Below are 15,429 nucleotides of genomic sequence, written 5' to 3'. Positions count from 1 at the left end.
CGCAAAGATCCGGTTAATCGGCGGCCGCGAAGGGCAGAACCAGCGGGAACGAGCCCGCAAGCGTCTGGATATGCGCATGGCCGGGCAGGACATGAAGCTGCGCCCGGTGGCCGGGATGCCGGGCCAGACCGGCGACGAACTGCATGGTCGCCGGCGCCGGCCCGTCGGGGGGCGGGCCGGCGCTGCCCGAACGCTGCTCGCGGTCGCCCAGCGCCACCAGCAGCGGCAACGATGCGGGGGCGGCTTCCTGCGCCACGCGGCGGATCAGCGCCTCGTCCCACCAGATCGAGGGGCTGATCGCGGCATGGCGGGCAAAGCCCTGCGGCCGGGCCAGCAGCGCATAAAGCGCGAACAGCCCGCCGAAACTGTGGCCCCAGAGCGTGCGGCGGACGGGATCGACGGGCAGGCCGGCCTCGGCCGCCGCGCGCAGCGGGCCGGTCAGGCGGTCGTGAAAGATCGCCGCGCCGCCGGCCATGCGGCCCGGATGGACATGGTCGGGGCGCAGCCCGTCGCCCGGCCCGTCCGGCGCGGTGAAATCCAGCGTCCGCAGCTCGCGCGCGAATTGCCGGTCGGTGTCATAGCCTACGCCGACGATCATCAGCCCCGGAGCCAGCGCCAGATGCTCGGGCGTCAGGAAGTCGAAGGCGGCATTGCCGTCCAGCATGTAAAGCACCGGCCAGCCCCGCGCCGGCGCCGGGGTCCGGGGCACGGCCAGGAACAGCCGGTAGCCGGGACCGACCGCCGCCACCCTTTGCGACAGCGCATGGGTCGGCGCGCCGGTCTGGAAGATGCGCAGCTCGGCCTGCTTCCTGGCGTGATCCGGTCCGACCTGTCCAGCCTGCGACATCTTGCGACAATCCTTTCGTTCACAAAGCTATCTGCCCCGCCCGGCGTTAGTTGACAAGGACCGTCAGGATTATAGGGTGCCGCCTGATCCGAGCCAGCCCCAGCGGTCAGCCACGTCCGTTCCCCCTGTTCAAGGAGCTTTCCATGGCCATCCAATCCCGCTATCGCCTTCGGTCCCTGCTGGGCGTCTCGGCGCTGGCGCTGTCGGTTCTTTCCGCCCCGGTGCTGGCCGACACGATCTTCACCAAGCCGCTGGTCGATTTCGCCGGCCATGTCAGCGCCGGCGGCGAGGGCCGCGCCCCGGTCCACCAGGGCGGCAAGGCGGTGATCGCGGGCGAGGCGATGATCCCCGGCCAGACCGTCACCCTGATGCGCGGCCCGAAGGTGCTGACCCCCGAGCCGATCGCCGTGGCCGAGGACGGCACCTTCAGCTTCGCGCTCGACATCGACGCCGAGGCCGAGATCGGGCTGCAGCCGATCGTCGTCATCACCGAGAACCCGGCCTCGGCCGAGGTGGTCGAGCTGAAGGTCTCGCCCCAGGTTCCGGTCAGCGGCGCCGAGAAATTCGCCGTCACCAGCCAGCCGGTGGTGCGCGGCCTCTATCAGGTCAAGGCGAACGCGGCCGGGGACGCGGTCTTCGTCACCAGCGCCGTCGGCCGCCCGCCGGTCAAGGAAGCCAAGCTGGTCAAGATCGACCCCCAGACGCTGAAGATCGTCGCCGAGGTGACACCCGCCGCCGCCCCCGCGCGCGCGGACGGCAGCGACGGCGGCCTGTTCGCGGTCTATGGCGTGGACGTGGACGATGCGAACGGCCATGTCTGGGTGACCAACACCCGCCAGGACAGCGCCGCGGTCTACAAGCAGTCCGACCTGTCGCTGGTCAAGCAGTTCGCGCCGGGCGCCGTGCCGCATGCCCGCGACGTGCTGGTGGACGAGGCCAATGGCCGCGCCTATGCCAGCGCCACCGGCACGCCCGAGATCAAGGTCTTCGACACCAGGACGCTCGAGCCGCTGGAGCCGATCACCATCACGTCGCAGATCCGCGGCGAGGCATTCTCGACCATGGCGCTGGATATCGACGAGGCGGGCGGCAAGCTGGTCACCGTCAGCCTGTCCACCCCCGAGGCGGCGGTGGTCGACCTGGCCTCGGGCGAGGTTCGGGTGATCCCGCTGCCCGGCGTCAAGGCCGCCTCGGGCGTGGCCTACGACCCGCAGGAGGGGCTGATCTTCGTCGCCTCGCAGGCCACCGACAACCTGCTGATCGTCAAGGCCGAGACCGGCGAGGTGATCCATGACGTGGCGGTCGGCGCCGGCCCGCTGAACGTCGCCTTCGAGCCGGTCAGCCGCCTGGCCTATGTCGCCAATCGCGGCGCCGGCACCATCGCCGTGGTCAGCCCCGAGGGCGAGATCGTAGCGAATATCGACGCCGGCAGCCTGCCCAACCAGCTGCGCGCCGACGGCAAGGGCAATGTCTGGGCGGTGAACAAGTCCAAGGGCGCGGATGACGAGGCTGGCGACCGCATCTGGCGCATCACGCCCGCCGCAGGCTAAGAAGCAGCCGAACCGGCCGGGGCGCGCGCGCATCGCTGCGCCCCGGCACCCCAGCCCTGGAAACGCCATGATCCTGACCCGTCCCCTGCTTGCCGCCGCCGCGCTGATCGCCTCGCTGGGCCTGGCCCGTGCCGACGTCACCGCGACCGACATCCTGGGGCGCGAGGTCACGCTGCCCCAGCCCGCCAAGCATATTGTCCTGGCCGAGGCGCGGCATCTGTCGGTGCTGGGGCTGATCCATGACGACCCGGTCTCGCTGGTCAGCGGCTGGCGGCTGGCGCGGGCGCTGGACGAGCCGACCCTGGCCGCCTATCGGCAGAAATTTCCCGATATCGACCAGATCAAGCCGGTCGGCGCCGGCACGCGCGGCCTGTCGGCCGAGGCGATCATCGGCCTGCATCCCGACCTGGTGGTGCTGACGCTGATCGACCAGAACGATCCCGGCACCGAACTGGTGCGCCAGCAGATCGAGGCGGCAGGCATCCCGGTCGCCTATGTCGACTTCTTCTCGCATCCGCAGGAAAACTCGATCCCCAGCCTGCACATCCTGGGCAAACTGACCGGCGCCGAGGAACGGGCCGAGGAATTCGCCGGCTTTTACGAAACCCGGCTCGACCGGGTCCGCGGCCGGCTGGCCGCCGTCACCGAGCGGCCGCGGGTGTTCTTCCACGTCCATGCCGCGCCCACCGGCTGCTGCTCGACCGTGGGCTCGGGCGTGTTCAACGATTTCATCGTCACCGCTGGCGGACGAAACATCGGCGCCGAGACGGTCAAGACCCCGGTCGGCAATGTCAGCCTGGAATATCTGATCGGCGCCGATCCCGACATCTATATCGCCACCGGCGGCACGCATATGGCGGCGCGCGGCGGGCTGGTGCTGGGCTCGGAGGTCGATGCCGCGACCGCGCAGGCCAGCTTCGAGGCGCTGGTCTCGGCGCCCGGCTTCTCGGCGCTGCGGGCGGTGGAGCAGGGCCGCGCCGCCGGCGTCTGGCACATGTTCAACGATTCGCCCATCCATATCGCGCTGATCGAATACCTGGCCAAGACCTTCCATCCCGCGCTGTTCGAGGATGTCGATCCCGCCGCCACCCTGGCCGAGATCAATGCCCGCTTCTCGCCCGTCACCGTGCCGGGAAGCTGGTGGGTGACCCCGCAACCATGAGCGACGCGACGCTGAGCCGCTATCACCGGCAGGGCCGGCGCAACTCGGCCCTGGTCGGGGTGCTGGCGCTGGCGGCGCTGGCGGCGCTGCTGCTGGACCTGGTGACCGGCCCGGCCGGGCTGCCGCTGGCGGATACGCTGCAGGCGCTGGCCGGCGGCGAGGTCGCGCGCGGCACCCACGTCATCGTCTGGGACGTGCGCCTGCCGGTCGCCGCGATGGCGCTGCTGGTCGGCGCGGCGCTGGCGCTGGCCGGGGCCGAGATGCAGACGGTGCTGGAAAACCCCCTGGCCGAGCCTTTCACGCTGGGCGTCTCGTCCTCGGCCGCGCTTGGCGCCGCGGTGGCGATCGTGCTGGGCCTGACCCTGCCCGGCCTGCCCGCGGTCTGGAGCGTTTCCGGCAATGCCTTCCTGTTCGCGCTGGGCGCGCTGGCGCTGCTGCAGCTTCTGGGCCGCATCCGCGGCGGCGGGCCCGAGGTGCTGATCCTGTTCGGCGTGGCGCTGAACTTCACCGCAGCGGCGCTCTTGTCGCTGGTGCAGTTCGTCGCCTCGGCCGATGCGCTGCAGCAACTGGTGTTCTGGACCATGGGCAGCCTCGCCTCGGCGCAATGGCCGGGGGTGATGCTGATCGCGGCGGTGCTGGCGGTCTCGGTGCCGTTCTCGTTCCGCGCCGCCTGGAAGCTGACGGCGCTGCGGCTGGGCGAGGATCAGGCGCGCAGCTTCGGCGTCGACGTGACCGGGCTCAGGCGCTGGACGCTGTTCCGCGTCAGCCTGCTGTCGGCCGCCGCCGTGTCGATGGTCGGGGTGATCGGCTTCGTCGGCCTGGCCGGCCCGCATATCGCCCGGATGCTGGTGGGCGAGAACCACCGCGTCTTTCTGCCCGCCAGCCTGCTGACCGGGGCGCTGGTCATGTCGCTGGCCTCGACGCTCAGCAAGACGCTGGTGCCGGGGGTGCTGCTGCCGGTGGGGCTGGTCACCTCGCTGATCGGCCTGCCGATCTTCTTCGCGCTGATCCTGCGCGGCAGGCGGCGCTGATGCAGGGGCTGCTGGCGCAGGACATCTCGGTGCGCTACGGCGCGCGCAGCGTGCTCGCAGGGCTGGACCTGCCGCTTTTGCGCCCGGGCGAGGTCACGGTGCTGGCCGGACCGAACGCGGCCGGGAAATCGACGCTGCTGCGCGCCATCGCCCAGTTGCAGCCGCATGGCGGCAGGGTGCTGCTGGACGGGCGCGACCTGGCGCATGTGCCGATGCGCGACCGCGCCCGGCTGGTGGGCTTCATGCCGCAAAGCCTGCCGGCCGGCTCGTCGCTGGTGGCGCTGGAAAGCGTGATCGCGGCACGGCGGGCGGGCGACACGCTGGACGCGCGCGGTGCCGATGCAACCGCCATGGCGGTGCTGGACAAGCTGGGCATCGGCGCGCTGGCGCTGGAGCCGCTTTCGGCGCTGTCCGGGGGCCAGCGGCAGATGGTCAGCCTGGCGCAGGCCATCGTGCGCGACCCGCGCCTGCTGCTGCTGGACGAGCCGACCAGCGCGCTGGATCTGGCGCGGCAGGTGCGGCTCTTGTCGGAACTGCGACGGCTGGCGGCCGAGGGGCGCATCGTCGTCGCCGTGCTGCACGACCTGGCGCTGGCGGCGCAATGGGCCGACCGCATCGTGCTGATGCATGGCGGCCATACCCATGCCGAGGGCCGGCCGGAGGAGATCCTGACCCCCGCTTTGCTGGCCGAGGTCTACGGCGTCGAGGCCCGCGTCGAGCGCTGCTCGCGCGGCCGCATCATGGTGCTGATCGACGGCGAACACGCCCCGGGCTAGGGCCGGGCCGGCACGACCGGGCAAGCGGGCTCAATGCGCCCGCTGCCGGGCCCGGAATGGCAGGGGCGCGACCGAAATCCCGTCCTCGAGCAGCTGCTTGGCATCCTCGAGCCGCGCCTCGCCGTGGATCGCGCGCTCGGGCGCCAGCCCTTCATGCATGGCGCGGGCTTCTGCGGCGAAGGACATGCCGACGTAATCCGAGTTCGCCTCGATATGCTGGCGCAGCTTTTCCAGCGCCGCCTCGTGCGGGTCGCGGGGGCTGTGCAGATCCGGGGCATCGTCGCCGCCATGGGTGACGCGCGGTGCCATCAGCGCCTTCTCGACATGGACCGAGCCGCATTGCGCGCAAGTCACCTGTCCGGCCTTCCTGAGGCTTTCGAAACCTTCGGAATTGCGAAACCAGCCATCGAATTCATGGCCTTGGTCACAGCGCAGGGCATAGCGGATCATGTCGGCTCCTTTCCCTGCAAATATCGGGCCGCTCAGCCGCTTCCGCAAGCCCGTGCCCGCGCCAGCGTCCCGATCCGCGCGATCAGCGTGGCAGGATTGCCCGCCCGCGCCAGCAGCAGCGCCCGCGCGGCCTCGCCCATGCGACGCTGCCGGTCCGGATCGCGCAACAGCTCCGCCAGCAGGCGCGGCAGCCCGGCGGCATCGCAGGCCAGCGCCCCCCCCGCCGCGTCCAGATCGGCATAGGCATCGGCCTGGTTCGCGACATGCGGCCCGTGCAGGATCGCGCAGCGCCAGGCCGCCGGCTCCCATGGCGTATGGCCGCCGTGATCGGCAAAGGAGCCGCCGGTGACGCAGATGCCGGCGGCGCGATACCACAGCGCCATCTCGCCCAGCGTGTCGGCCAGCAGCAGCGGCGCCTCCGGCCCGCCGCCCTGGCTGCGCCGGGCGAAATCCAGCCCCCGCGCGGCGATCAGCGCCGCCACGGCATCGCCGCGCCCGGGATGGCGCGGGGCCAGGATCAGCCGCAGATCCGGCGCGACCTGCCGCGCGGCCAGCCAGGCGTCCAGCATCGCCGCATCCTCGCCCTCATGGGTCGAGGCCGCCAGCACGGTGCGCCGACGGTCCGGCGCATCCGCGCCCGGCGCGATCCGCGCCGGACCGAGCAGCTTCAGGTTCAGCCGCGGCGTCAGCGCCTCGGGCCGCAGCCCCAGCGCCAGCAGCCGCGCCTCGCTGGCCGCGTCCTGCGCCGACAGCGCGTCGATGCGGCCCAGCATCGGCCCGATCAGCCCCGGCAGCCGGCCCCAGCGCGCCGCCGAACGCGCCGAGATGCGCGCGCCCACCATCACCTGGGCCACGCCCCGCGCCGCCGCCATCGCCGAGCGGTTGGGCCAAAGCTCGTTCTCGACCGTCACCAGCACCGAAGGCCGCACCCGGTCCAGGAAGCGCCCCACCGCCTGCGGCACGTCCAGAGGCGCCAGGCCGCAGGCATGGCCCAGCCGCCGCGCCAGGTCGCGGCCGGTCAGGCTGTTCGTCGTCACGGTCAGGGGAAAGCCGGGCGCCAGCGCCTCGGCCAGGACGCGGGCCGAAGTCAGCTCGCCGACGCTCGCGGCATGCAGCCAGATGCCGCCCGGCGCAACCTCGGGCCCCGACAGCGCCAACCGCTCGCGCCAGTCGCTTCCGGCCAGGGGCGCGGCCAGACCCAGCGCCGCGCCGGCCAGCGCCGTGGCGCCGCGCCAGATCAACGGGTCGCGGCCTCGGCAGCCTCGCGGATGGCGCGGATGTTCTTGCCATAGACGCCGGGATCGGCGACCGAGCCACCGCGGAACACGGCCGAGCCCGCCACCAGCACATCGGCCCCCGCCTTGGCGACCAGCGGCGCGGTGCCCGGATCGACGCCGCCATCGACCTGGATATGCACCGGCCGGTCGCCGATCATGGCGCGCAGCCGGGCGATCTTGTCCAGTTGCGAATGAATGAACTTCTGCCCGCCGAAACCGGGGTTCACCGTCATCACCAGCACCATGTCGCAAAGGTCCAGCAGATATTCCACCGCCTCGGCCGGCGTGCCGGGATTCAGCGAGATCCCGGCCTTCTTGCCGGTGGCGCGGATCGCCTGCAGGGTGCGATGCGGATGCGGCCCGGCCTCGACATGCGCGGTGATCATGTCGGCGCCGGCCTCGGCATAGGCCTCGATATAGGGATCGACCGGCGCGATCATCAGGTGCACGTCCATGAAACTGGTCACATGCGGCCGGAACGCCTTCACCGCCGGCGGGCCGAAGGTCAGGTTGGGCACGAAATGCCCGTCCATCACATCGACATGCACCCAGTCGGCGCCCTCGGCCTCGATGGCGCGGATCTCCTGGCCGAAATTCGCGAAATCCGCCGACAGGATGGACGGGGCGATCTTGATGCGGCGATCGAAGGTCATGGCTGGCTCCCTGCACATACCCGCTCGGGTTACCGTCCCCGCCCGCGCGAGGTCAACCGGCATGAAGGTTGCATTTCGCCGTTTTCCAAATACCCCGCGGGGGTCCGGGGGCGCGAAGCCCCCGGCTTCCCCCTTGGGCTTTCCGCCGCAGGGCCTATATTGGGGCCAAGGCGCCGGGCCGTCGCCGGCCCCGCGCACCCGTATTCCGAAGGACTTGCAATGACCGAAACGAAGGATCTTTCCTGGGACGACAGCGTGCTGCCCTTCCAGCTGGAGCGCTCGGGCATGCGCGGCCGCGTCGCGCGCCTGGGCCCGGTGCTCGAACATATCCTGTCGCGCCACGACTACCCGGTCGCGGTCAGCGCCATGGTGGCCGAACTGACCACCCTGACCGCGCTGATCGGCCAGACCATCAAGCTGCGCTGGAAACTGTCGCTGCAGGTGCGCGGCAACGGCGCCATCCGCACCATCGCCACCGACTATTACGCCCCCGAGACCGAGGGCGGCCCCGCCCGGATGCGCGCCTGGGCCAGCTTCGACCCGGACCGGCTGCACGAGGGCGTCACCGGCTTCGACCAGCTCGGTCAGGGCTATTTCGCGGTGCTGATCGACCAGGGCGAGGGCACGACGCCCTATCAGGGCCTGACGCCGCTGGCCGGCGGCTCGCTGGCCGCCTGCGCGCAGGCCTATTTCGAACAGTCCGAGCAGCTTCCCACCCGCTTCGAGCTGACGGTCGGCCGCTCGCGCATGCCCGGCCAGGCCGAGGAGCACTGGCGTGCCGGCGGCATCATGCTGCAGACCCTGCCCGCCGCCAGCCACGCCGCCCCGGAAGGCGAGGCGCTGCAATCCGCCGACATCCTGCAGGGCGCGCAGTCCGAGGACTGGAACCGCGCCACCATGCTGATGGCCACGGTCGAGGCGATGGAGCTGGTCGATTCCGCCCTGCCCTTGCCGAACCTGGTCTTCCGGCTGTTCCACGAGGAGGAGCCCACCGCCTTCGCCGTGCAACCGCTGGTCTTCGGCTGTTCCTGCAATGCCGACCGGGTGCGCGACACGCTGTCGATCTATTCGGCCAAGGACATCGCCCACATGACCAACGGCGACGGCATCGTCACCGCCGATTGCCAGTTCTGCGGCGCGCATTACGAATTCGACCCGCAAAGCCTCGGCTTCGAGGCGACCATGGATGCCGAGGGCAATCTGCTGCCGCAAGCCGGGGCCAAAGAAAGCCGGGCCGCACTTTGATGACGGGGGTCCGCGAGACATTGATGCGGGCCCTGTCGGGAACGACCGGGCCCTCGTCCGATTTCGACTTCGGCGGCGCCCCGGCGCCCGGCGAGGCGGCGTTGCGCCCCGCCGGAGTGCTTGCCGCCTTCGACGCCGCGGACGGGCGGCTGCTGCTGACCAAGCGGGCCAGCAGCCTGCGCCACCATCCCGGCCAGATCGCCCTGCCCGGTGGCAAGGTCGATCCCGGCGATGCCGACGAGACCGCCGCCGCCCTGCGCGAGGCGCATGAGGAGGTGGGCCTCGACCCCGCCCGCGTCGAGGTCCTGGGCACCATGCCGCCGCATCGCACCGTGACCGGCTTTGCCATGACCCCGGTGCTGGCGCTGGTCCACGGCCCCTTCACCCCCGTCCCCGAGGCCGGCGAGGTCGAGGAGGTGTTCACCGTCCCCTTCGCCCATGTCACCGATCCGGCGAACTATCATGTCGAGGGCCGGATCTGGCGCGGCGCCCGGCGGGACTATTATGTCGCCCCCTGGGGACCCTATTATATCTGGGGCGCCACCGCCCGCGTCCTGCATTCGCTCGCCACCCGGATTTCAGCCAGGCTTTCCGCATGACCCGCCTGACCGCGCCCTTCCTTGACGATCCCGCCCTGGCGCGGGTGCTGGCCGCGCTTTCGGCCGAAGGCGCGCAGGCGCTGATCGTCGGCGGCGCGGTCCGGAACGCGCTGCTGGGCGAGCCGGTGGCGGATGTGGACATCTCGACCTCGGCCCGGCCCGAGGACAGCATCCGCCTGGCCGAGGCGGCCGGCCTGCGCAGCGTGCCGACCGGCATCGACCATGGCACCGTCACCGTGATCGCCGACGGCCGCGGCTTCGAGGTCACGAGCTTCCGCCGCGACGTGGAAACAGACGGCCGCCGCGCCGTGGTCGCCTATTCCGACCGGATCGAGGAAGACGCGCAGCGCCGCGACTTCACCATGAACGCGCTTTACGCCACCGCTTCGGGCAAGGTGCTGGATCCGGTGGGCGGCCTGCCCGACCTGGCCGCGCGCCGGCTGCGCTTCGTCGGCGACCCGCGCGCCCGCATCGCCGAGGACTACCTGCGCATCCTGCGCTTTTTCCGCTTCCTGGCCTGGTATGGGCGCGAGGCCGACCTGCAGGCGCTGGCCGCCTGCCGCGAGCTGCGCGCGGGCCTCGCCGGCATTTCCAGGGAACGCATCGGCCACGAGATGCGCAAGCTCTTGGATGCGCCCGACCCCTCGCGCGCCGTGGCGCTGATGGCCGAGGCGGGCGTGCTGTCGCTGGTCCTGCCCGGCGCCGATCCCGGCGACCTGCCCGAGCTGGTCGAGGCCGAGCACGAATTCGGCACCGGCGCGCTGCCCTGCTGGCCGCGCCGCCTGGCGCTGCTGGCGGCCCCGAACGCCGCCGGGGCGCTGCGGCTGTCGCGCGACGAGGCCCGCAGCCAGGACCAGATCGCCGCGGCGCTGGCGCTGCATCCGCCGGTCGCCGCCTGGCGCCACGGCCGCGCCGTCGCCGCGCAATCGGTGCTGATCCGCGCCGCCCGCGGCGAGGCGCCGCCCTTTGGCTGGTGCCACGAGCTGGCCCGCGGCGCCGAGGCGAAATTCCCGCTGGCCGCCCGCGACCTGATGCCCGAGCTTTCCGGCCCGGCCCTGGGCGAGGCCCTGAAACGCGCCGAGGCGGCATGGATCGAAAGCGATTTCATCCTGCCGCGCGAGGTGCTGCGCCGGATCGCGCTGCGACAGGAGGCCCGGGCCTGATGCATGATGTCTTCGCCCGCATGATCGACGCCTTCCGCCCGGCCGAGGGCCCGCCGCCGCGCAGCCTGCTGGCCTTCTTCCGCTGGTGCCTGTCGGGGGCATGGTCGGGGCTGGCGGTCGCGGCCGTGGCCTCGGCGCTGAGCGGCATCGCGGATATCGTCTCGGCGGTGCTGCTGGGCCGGGTGATCGATGCCGTCGTGACCAGCACGCCCGCGACCCTGGTCGCCGACAAGGGCGGGCTGATCCTGGGCTTCGTGCTGTTCTTCCTGGTGGTGCGGCCGGCGATCTTCGGCCTGTCCACCGCCTCCTCCAGCGTCATCATCGGGCCGAACCTGTTCCCGCTGGTGCTGTCGCGGCTGCACCGCTGGACCATGGGCCATGCGGTGACCTTCTTCGACAACGATTTCGCCGGCCGCATCGCGCAGAAGCAGACCCAGACCGCCCGGGCGGTGACCGACGTGGCGACGGAATTCGTCAACGTGGTGGCCTTCGCGCTGGCCTCGATCATCGGCTCGGCCGCCTTCCTGGTCTCGGTGGACGGCTGGGGCGCGGTGGCGATGCTGGCCTGGCTTGCCTGCTATGCGCTGCTGATCCGCTTCTTCCTGCCGCGCATCCGCACCCGCTCGGCCAGCCGCGCCTCGGCGCGGGCCATGGTGACGGGGCAGGTGGTGGACACGATCACCAACATCAAGACCGTGAAGCTTTTCGCCCATGCCGAGCACGAGGACCGCGCCGCGCTTGGCGCCATGGCCGGGTTTCGCGAACGGGCGCTGGATTTCGGCCGCGTCAGCACCTGGTTCCGCTTTTCGCTGATGTTCGTCGCCGGCGCGCTGCCGGTGGTGCTGATCGGCGGCACGCTGATGCTGTGGCGCGAGGGGCTGGCGACGGCCGGCGACATCGCCGCCGCCGGCGCGATCTCGATGCGGCTGGCGCAGATGACCGGCTGGGTCAGCATGGCGCTGATGGGCGTCTGGGGTTCGATCGGAGAGGTCGAGGACGGCATGAAGACCCTGTCGCCGCCCCATGCCCTGACCGACGCCGCCGATGCGGTCGCGCTGGACCGCGTGGCCGGGCGCATCGACTTCGACCATGTCGATTTCGCCTATGGCCGCGACACGGCGCGGGACGGCGGCGGCGGCATCCGCGACCTGGACCTGCATATCGCCCCGGGCGAGAGGCTGGGCGTGGTCGGGGCCTCGGGCGCCGGCAAGTCCACCATGGTCTCGCTGCTGCTGCGGCTTTACGACGTGGAACGCGGCGCGGTGCGGGTGGACGGCCATGACGTGCGCGCGGTGACCCAGGAAAGCCTGCGCCGCAACATCGCCATGGTCACGCAGGAAACCGCGATGTTCAACCGCTCGGCCCGCGACAACATCCTTTACGGCCGCCCGGATGCCACCGAGGAGGAGATCGTGGCGGCGGCCCGCGCGGCCGAGGCGCATGAGTTCATCCTGACCCTGCGCGACCATATGGGCCGCGCCGGCTACGACGCCCATCTGGGCGAGCGCGGCGTCAAGCTGTCCGGCGGCCAGCGCCAGCGCATCGCGCTGGCCCGCGCGCTCTTGAAGGACGCGCCGATCCTGGTCCTGGACGAGGCGACATCGGCGCTGGACAGCGAGGTCGAGGCGCAGGTGCAGGAGGCGCTGCACCGCGCCATGCAGGGCAAGACCGTGCTGGCCATCGCGCACCGGCTCTCGACCATCGCCGAGCTGGACCGCATCGTGGTGCTGGAATCCGGCCGCATCGTCGAGCAGGGCAGCCATGCCGAGCTGCTGGCGCTGGACGGCACCTATGCCCGCTACTGGAACCGCCAGTCCGGCGGCTTCCTGGGCACCGACGAGGACGAGGAAACCACCGAGGCCGCCGAGTGATCTGGACCGTCGAGCGGCTGGGCCGCAAGGGCGATGGCGTGGCGGTCGGGACCGGGGGCCGCGCCCTGGCGGCGCTGACCCTGCCCGGCGAGGTGATCGAGGGCGAGGCCGAGAACGGCCGCATCGCCAGCCCGCGCATCGTGACCCCCGCGCCCGAGCGGGTGCGCCCGCCCTGCCCGCATTACCGCGCCTGCGGCGGTTGCGCGCTGATGCACGGCTCCGAGGCGTTCGTGAAGGCCTGGAAGGTCGGCGTGGTGACCGAGGCGTTGCGGGCGCAGGGGCTTTCCGCGCCGATTGCCGGGGTGCATGTCTCGCCGCCGCGCTCGCGCCGGCGGGCGGTGCTGTCGGGGCGGCGGACGAAGAAAGACGCGCTGCTGGGTTTTCACGCCCGCGCCTCGGACGTGATCGTCGATATCGCGGATTGCCATGTGCTGCGGCCGGGAATCCAGTCGGCGTTGCCGCTGCTGCGGCGGCTGGTCGTCGCCGGCGCCTCGCGCGCGGGCGAGCTGTCGCTGACCGTGACCGAGACGCCGGCCGGGCTGGACGTGGCGGTGACCGGCGGCAAGCCGATGCAGCCGGCGCTGTTCCAAACCCTGGCGGCGCTGGCGGCCGAGGGCGATCTGGCGCGGCTCAGTTGGGACGGCCAAGGCATCACCCGCCGCCCGCCGGCGCTGCCCATGGGGCGGGCGCAGGTCGTGCCGCCGCCGGGCGGTTTCCTGCAGGCCACCGCCGAGGGCGAGGCGGCGTTGCTGGCCGCGGTGCGCGGCATGCTGCGCGGTGCCGGCCGGGTGCTGGACCTGTTCGCCGGCTGCGGCACCTTCACCCTGCCGCTGGCCGAGACGGCCGAGGTCCATGCCGTCGAGGGGCTGGCCGCGCCGCTGCAGGCGCTGGACGCGGCCGCCCGCCGCAGCCCCGGCCTGCGCCGAATCACGACCGAGATTCGCGACCTTGCCCGCCGGCCGCTCATGCCCGACGAGCTGGCCTATGACGCAATCGTGATCGACCCGCCGCGCGCCGGGGCCGAGGCGCAGGCGCGCGAACTGGCCCGCTCGGCCGCGGACAGGCTGGCCTGGGTCAGCTGCGATCCCGTCACTTTTGCAAGGGACGCGCGGATTCTCGCCGAGGGCGGATGGGCGCTGGCGCGGCTCTTCGTGGTCGACCAGTTCCGCTGGTCGCCGCATGTCGAGACCGTGGCGGAATTTCGCCGAAGCTAGCGAAATTTTAATCTCTGTGCTATTTCTTGGGAAAACCAAGCGCATAGCGCAGACAGAGGGCAGTGATGATTCGGGCAATACGCGCATTTTTCGCGGTTGTCGCAGTGGCTGTTGTGGCAAGCTGCGGCGGCGGGGACAGCACTCAATCCAGAAAGACCTATCAGGGTCCGCCCATCACGCAGGTCGTGGTGAAGAAGGGCGAGCGCAAGATGTATCTCGTCAGCGGCCGGGAAGTGATCAAGAGCTATGAGATCAAGCTCGGCAATCAGCCGGTCGGCCGCAAACAATTCGAAGGCGACGGCCGCACGCCCGAGGGCATGTATTTCATCGACCGTTTCAACCCGCGCAGCCGCTATCACCTGTCGGTCGGCATCTCCTACCCATCCGCGCAGGACGTGACCCAGGCGGCGGCCAGGGGGCTGCGGCCGGGCGGCGACATCTTCATCCACGGCCTCGGCCCCGAGGGGCGGCAGCTGGTCCGGCAGCGCAACGATTGGACCGCCGGCTGCATCGCCGTCACCGACGAGGAGATCGAGGAGATCTTCACCATGCTGCGCCCGGGCGTGCCGATTTTCCTCTATCCCTAGGCGCCGCCGGCAGCGCCTGTCACAAGGGCCCTGCGCATCGTCGCGGGGCTTTTGATTGCCGGGACGGCGCAGGCCGGCCGCCTGCCCGTCGCGCCTGCCATGTCATGCCCTGCCCTGCCATGTCGGCCCGGGCCGAATCGCCATCAGCCCGGCAGGGCCAGCCGGTCCAGCGCCGCCGCGTGCAGTTCGGACGAGGCGCTGGCCAGGATGGCCCCGCTGGACCGCAGCGTCAGCGGCCGACCCCGCCAGTCGGAAATGACGCCGCCCGCCTCCTGCACGACCGGGCACAGGGCGCAGATGTCGTAAGCGTCCAGGTCGTCGCCGTTCAGGCAAAGATCCACCAGCCCGCGGGCCAGCGCGCCATAGGCGGCCGCGCCGCCGTCGAACACCCTGACCCGCCCGGCCGAGCGCAACCGGCGGTATCCGGCCGCGCTGCCGGGCGCGGTGAAACTGTCGGGATTCGCCAGGCTGACGACGGCCCTGTCCAGCGCGCGCTGCGCGCTGCTGCGGACAAGGCGGCTGCCGAAGCGCGTGCCGCGCCCCTCGGCCGCCACATAGCGGGCGCCCGGCGCCGGCAGGTCGATAAGACCCAGAACCGGCACTCCGTCGCGGCAGACGCCGATCAGCGAGGCGAAGTTCAGCAATCCCGCCGCGAACTGGCGGGTGCCGTCGATCGGATCGAGCACCCAGGTAAAGGCGCTGCTGCCGGCATCGGCGCCGTATTCCTCGCCCAGGATGCCGTGCGAGGGAAACTGCCGCCGGATGCGCTCGCGCCACATCGACTCGATGGCCAGGTCGGCCTCGGTCAGCGAGGTGCCGTCTGGCTTGTAGCGGACAGCAAGCGCACCGCGCCATGCCTGGGCGGAGATGTCCGCAGCCGCCGCGGCCAGGACCAGCGCCGCGGCCAGGATTCGGTCGATCTCGCTCATCCCGACCTCCTGCGACGCAGCCGCCGGCCGAGGGCCCGCCTGCCGATGAAAGGCGGAAAGGCGCGGCCCGGTCCG

Annotated in this window: 15 protein-coding genes; 10 read left to right on the top strand and 5 right to left on the bottom strand. The window is 71.6% G+C overall.

Going from position 1 to position 15,429, the window contains the following annotated elements; genetic code table 11:
• Positions 1–13 precede the first annotated feature (13 nt).
• The gene (locus tag NBE95_RS05085) at positions 14–847 is read right to left on the bottom strand and encodes an alpha/beta hydrolase-fold protein (RefSeq protein WP_289894771.1); all 834 of its coding nucleotides are present in this window, start codon (positions 845–847) and stop codon (positions 14–16) included.
• A 143-nt stretch (positions 848–990) separates the two neighbouring features.
• On the opposite strand from NBE95_RS05085, the gene NBE95_RS05080 reads away from it, so the two are divergent.
• The 4 genes from NBE95_RS05080 to NBE95_RS05065 all read left to right on the top strand — a co-directional run bounded on the left by NBE95_RS05080 (position 991) and on the right by NBE95_RS05065 (position 5,366).
• Positions 991–2,397, top strand: coding sequence for a YncE family protein (locus NBE95_RS05080; protein WP_289894770.1), 1,407 nt, complete (start codon positions 991–993; stop codon positions 2,395–2,397).
• Between the two features lie 67 nt (positions 2,398–2,464).
• Complete coding sequence (locus tag NBE95_RS05075) at positions 2,465–3,559, top strand: ABC transporter substrate-binding protein (RefSeq protein ID WP_289894769.1); 1,095 nt, start codon at positions 2,465–2,467, stop codon at positions 3,557–3,559.
• Positions 3,538–4,590, top strand: coding sequence for an iron ABC transporter permease (locus tag NBE95_RS05070; protein WP_289894768.1), 1,053 nt, complete (start codon positions 3,538–3,540; stop codon positions 4,588–4,590). Before NBE95_RS05075 ends, NBE95_RS05070 begins: the two co-directional genes overlap by 22 nt.
• Positions 4,590–5,366: an ABC transporter ATP-binding protein gene (locus tag NBE95_RS05065; RefSeq protein ID WP_289894767.1), complete on the top strand. Its 777-nt coding sequence runs from the start codon at positions 4,590–4,592 to the stop codon at positions 5,364–5,366. Before NBE95_RS05070 ends, NBE95_RS05065 begins: the two co-directional genes overlap by 1 nt.
• Before the next feature lie 30 nt (positions 5,367–5,396).
• On the opposite strand, the gene NBE95_RS05060 is transcribed toward NBE95_RS05065, so the two are convergent.
• Genes NBE95_RS05060 through rpe form a run of 3 tightly spaced genes read right to left on the bottom strand, consistent with a single transcriptional unit; the run spans position 5,397 to position 7,746 of the window.
• A complete protein-coding gene (locus tag NBE95_RS05060) occupies positions 5,397–5,816 on the bottom strand; it encodes a DUF1178 family protein (protein WP_289894766.1) in 420 nt (139 codons plus the stop codon).
• Positions 5,817–5,848: 32 nt separating this feature from the next.
• Entirely contained in the window at positions 5,849–7,057 is a 1,209-nt protein-coding gene (locus NBE95_RS05055) for a glycosyltransferase N-terminal domain-containing protein (RefSeq protein ID WP_289894765.1), read from the bottom strand.
• On the bottom strand, positions 7,054–7,746 hold the full coding sequence (gene rpe / locus NBE95_RS05050; protein ID WP_289894764.1) for a ribulose-phosphate 3-epimerase: 693 nt from the start codon (positions 7,744–7,746) through the stop codon (positions 7,054–7,056). The genes NBE95_RS05055 and rpe overlap by 4 nt, the downstream gene beginning before the upstream one ends.
• Positions 7,747–7,965: 219 nt before the next feature.
• Between rpe and NBE95_RS05045 the strand changes: the two genes are divergently transcribed.
• The 6 genes from NBE95_RS05045 to NBE95_RS05020 all read left to right on the top strand — a co-directional run bounded on the left by NBE95_RS05045 (position 7,966) and on the right by NBE95_RS05020 (position 14,425).
• Positions 7,966–8,991: an Hsp33 family molecular chaperone HslO gene (locus tag NBE95_RS05045; RefSeq protein WP_289894763.1), complete on the top strand. Its 1,026-nt coding sequence runs from the start codon at positions 7,966–7,968 to the stop codon at positions 8,989–8,991.
• Positions 8,991–9,590 (top strand): CoA pyrophosphatase, encoded by a 600-nt coding sequence (locus NBE95_RS05040; protein WP_289894762.1) that lies wholly within the window; start codon positions 8,991–8,993, stop codon positions 9,588–9,590. The genes NBE95_RS05045 and NBE95_RS05040 overlap by 1 nt, the downstream gene beginning before the upstream one ends.
• Entirely contained in the window at positions 9,587–10,753 is a 1,167-nt protein-coding gene (locus tag NBE95_RS05035) for a CCA tRNA nucleotidyltransferase (RefSeq protein WP_289894761.1), read from the top strand. The genes NBE95_RS05040 and NBE95_RS05035 overlap by 4 nt, the downstream gene beginning before the upstream one ends.
• Complete coding sequence (locus NBE95_RS05030; protein WP_289894760.1) at positions 10,753–12,624, top strand: ABC transporter ATP-binding protein; 1,872 nt, start codon at positions 10,753–10,755, stop codon at positions 12,622–12,624. Before NBE95_RS05035 ends, NBE95_RS05030 begins: the two co-directional genes overlap by 1 nt.
• Positions 12,621–13,838, top strand: coding sequence for a class I SAM-dependent RNA methyltransferase (locus NBE95_RS05025; RefSeq protein WP_289894759.1), 1,218 nt, complete (start codon positions 12,621–12,623; stop codon positions 13,836–13,838). The genes NBE95_RS05030 and NBE95_RS05025 overlap by 4 nt, the downstream gene beginning before the upstream one ends.
• Positions 13,839–13,903: 65 nt before the next feature.
• Positions 13,904–14,425, top strand: a complete 522-nt coding sequence (locus NBE95_RS05020) for a L,D-transpeptidase family protein (protein ID WP_289894758.1) — start codon at positions 13,904–13,906, stop codon at positions 14,423–14,425.
• Positions 14,426–14,568: 143 nt separating this feature from the next.
• Here the strand turns inward: NBE95_RS05020 and NBE95_RS05015 are convergent, their stop codons facing one another.
• Positions 14,569–15,354 (bottom strand): inositol monophosphatase family protein, encoded by a 786-nt coding sequence (locus tag NBE95_RS05015; protein WP_289894757.1) that lies wholly within the window; start codon positions 15,352–15,354, stop codon positions 14,569–14,571.
• Positions 15,355–15,429: the final 75 nt, after the last annotated feature.

The organism is Paracoccus sp. TOH (assembly GCF_030388245.1).
Taxonomy (GTDB): domain Bacteria; phylum Pseudomonadota; class Alphaproteobacteria; order Rhodobacterales; family Rhodobacteraceae; genus Paracoccus; species Paracoccus simplex.
This window is presented reverse-complemented; position numbering and strand designations above follow the sequence as displayed.

What these genes read in the sequence shown, in the direction of transcription:
- NBE95_RS05060 (WP_289894766.1), bottom strand. Translation starts at nt 5,816, where the DNA reads ATGATCCGCTATGCCCTGCGCTGTGACCAAGGCCATGAATTCGATGGC.
- NBE95_RS05015 (WP_289894757.1), bottom strand. Translation starts at nt 15,354, where the DNA reads ATGAGCGAGATCGACCGAATCCTGGCCGCGGCGCTGGTCCTGGCCGCG.
- NBE95_RS05045 (WP_289894763.1), top strand. Translation starts at nt 7,966, where the DNA reads ATGACCGAAACGAAGGATCTTTCCTGGGACGACAGCGTGCTGCCCTTC.
- NBE95_RS05065 (WP_289894767.1), top strand. Translation starts at nt 4,590, where the DNA reads ATGCAGGGGCTGCTGGCGCAGGACATCTCGGTGCGCTACGGCGCGCGC.
- rpe (WP_289894764.1), bottom strand. Translation starts at nt 7,746, where the DNA reads ATGACCTTCGATCGCCGCATCAAGATCGCCCCGTCCATCCTGTCGGCG.
- NBE95_RS05080 (WP_289894770.1), top strand. Translation starts at nt 991, where the DNA reads ATGGCCATCCAATCCCGCTATCGCCTTCGGTCCCTGCTGGGCGTCTCG.
- NBE95_RS05035 (WP_289894761.1), top strand. Translation starts at nt 9,587, where the DNA reads ATGACCCGCCTGACCGCGCCCTTCCTTGACGATCCCGCCCTGGCGCGG.
- NBE95_RS05020 (WP_289894758.1), top strand. Translation starts at nt 13,904, where the DNA reads ATGATTCGGGCAATACGCGCATTTTTCGCGGTTGTCGCAGTGGCTGTT.
- NBE95_RS05040 (WP_289894762.1), top strand. Translation starts at nt 8,991, where the DNA reads ATGACGGGGGTCCGCGAGACATTGATGCGGGCCCTGTCGGGAACGACC.
- NBE95_RS05085 (WP_289894771.1), bottom strand. Translation starts at nt 847, where the DNA reads ATGTCGCAGGCTGGACAGGTCGGACCGGATCACGCCAGGAAGCAGGCC.
- NBE95_RS05030 (WP_289894760.1), top strand. Translation starts at nt 10,753, where the DNA reads ATGCATGATGTCTTCGCCCGCATGATCGACGCCTTCCGCCCGGCCGAG.
- NBE95_RS05075 (WP_289894769.1), top strand. Translation starts at nt 2,465, where the DNA reads ATGATCCTGACCCGTCCCCTGCTTGCCGCCGCCGCGCTGATCGCCTCG.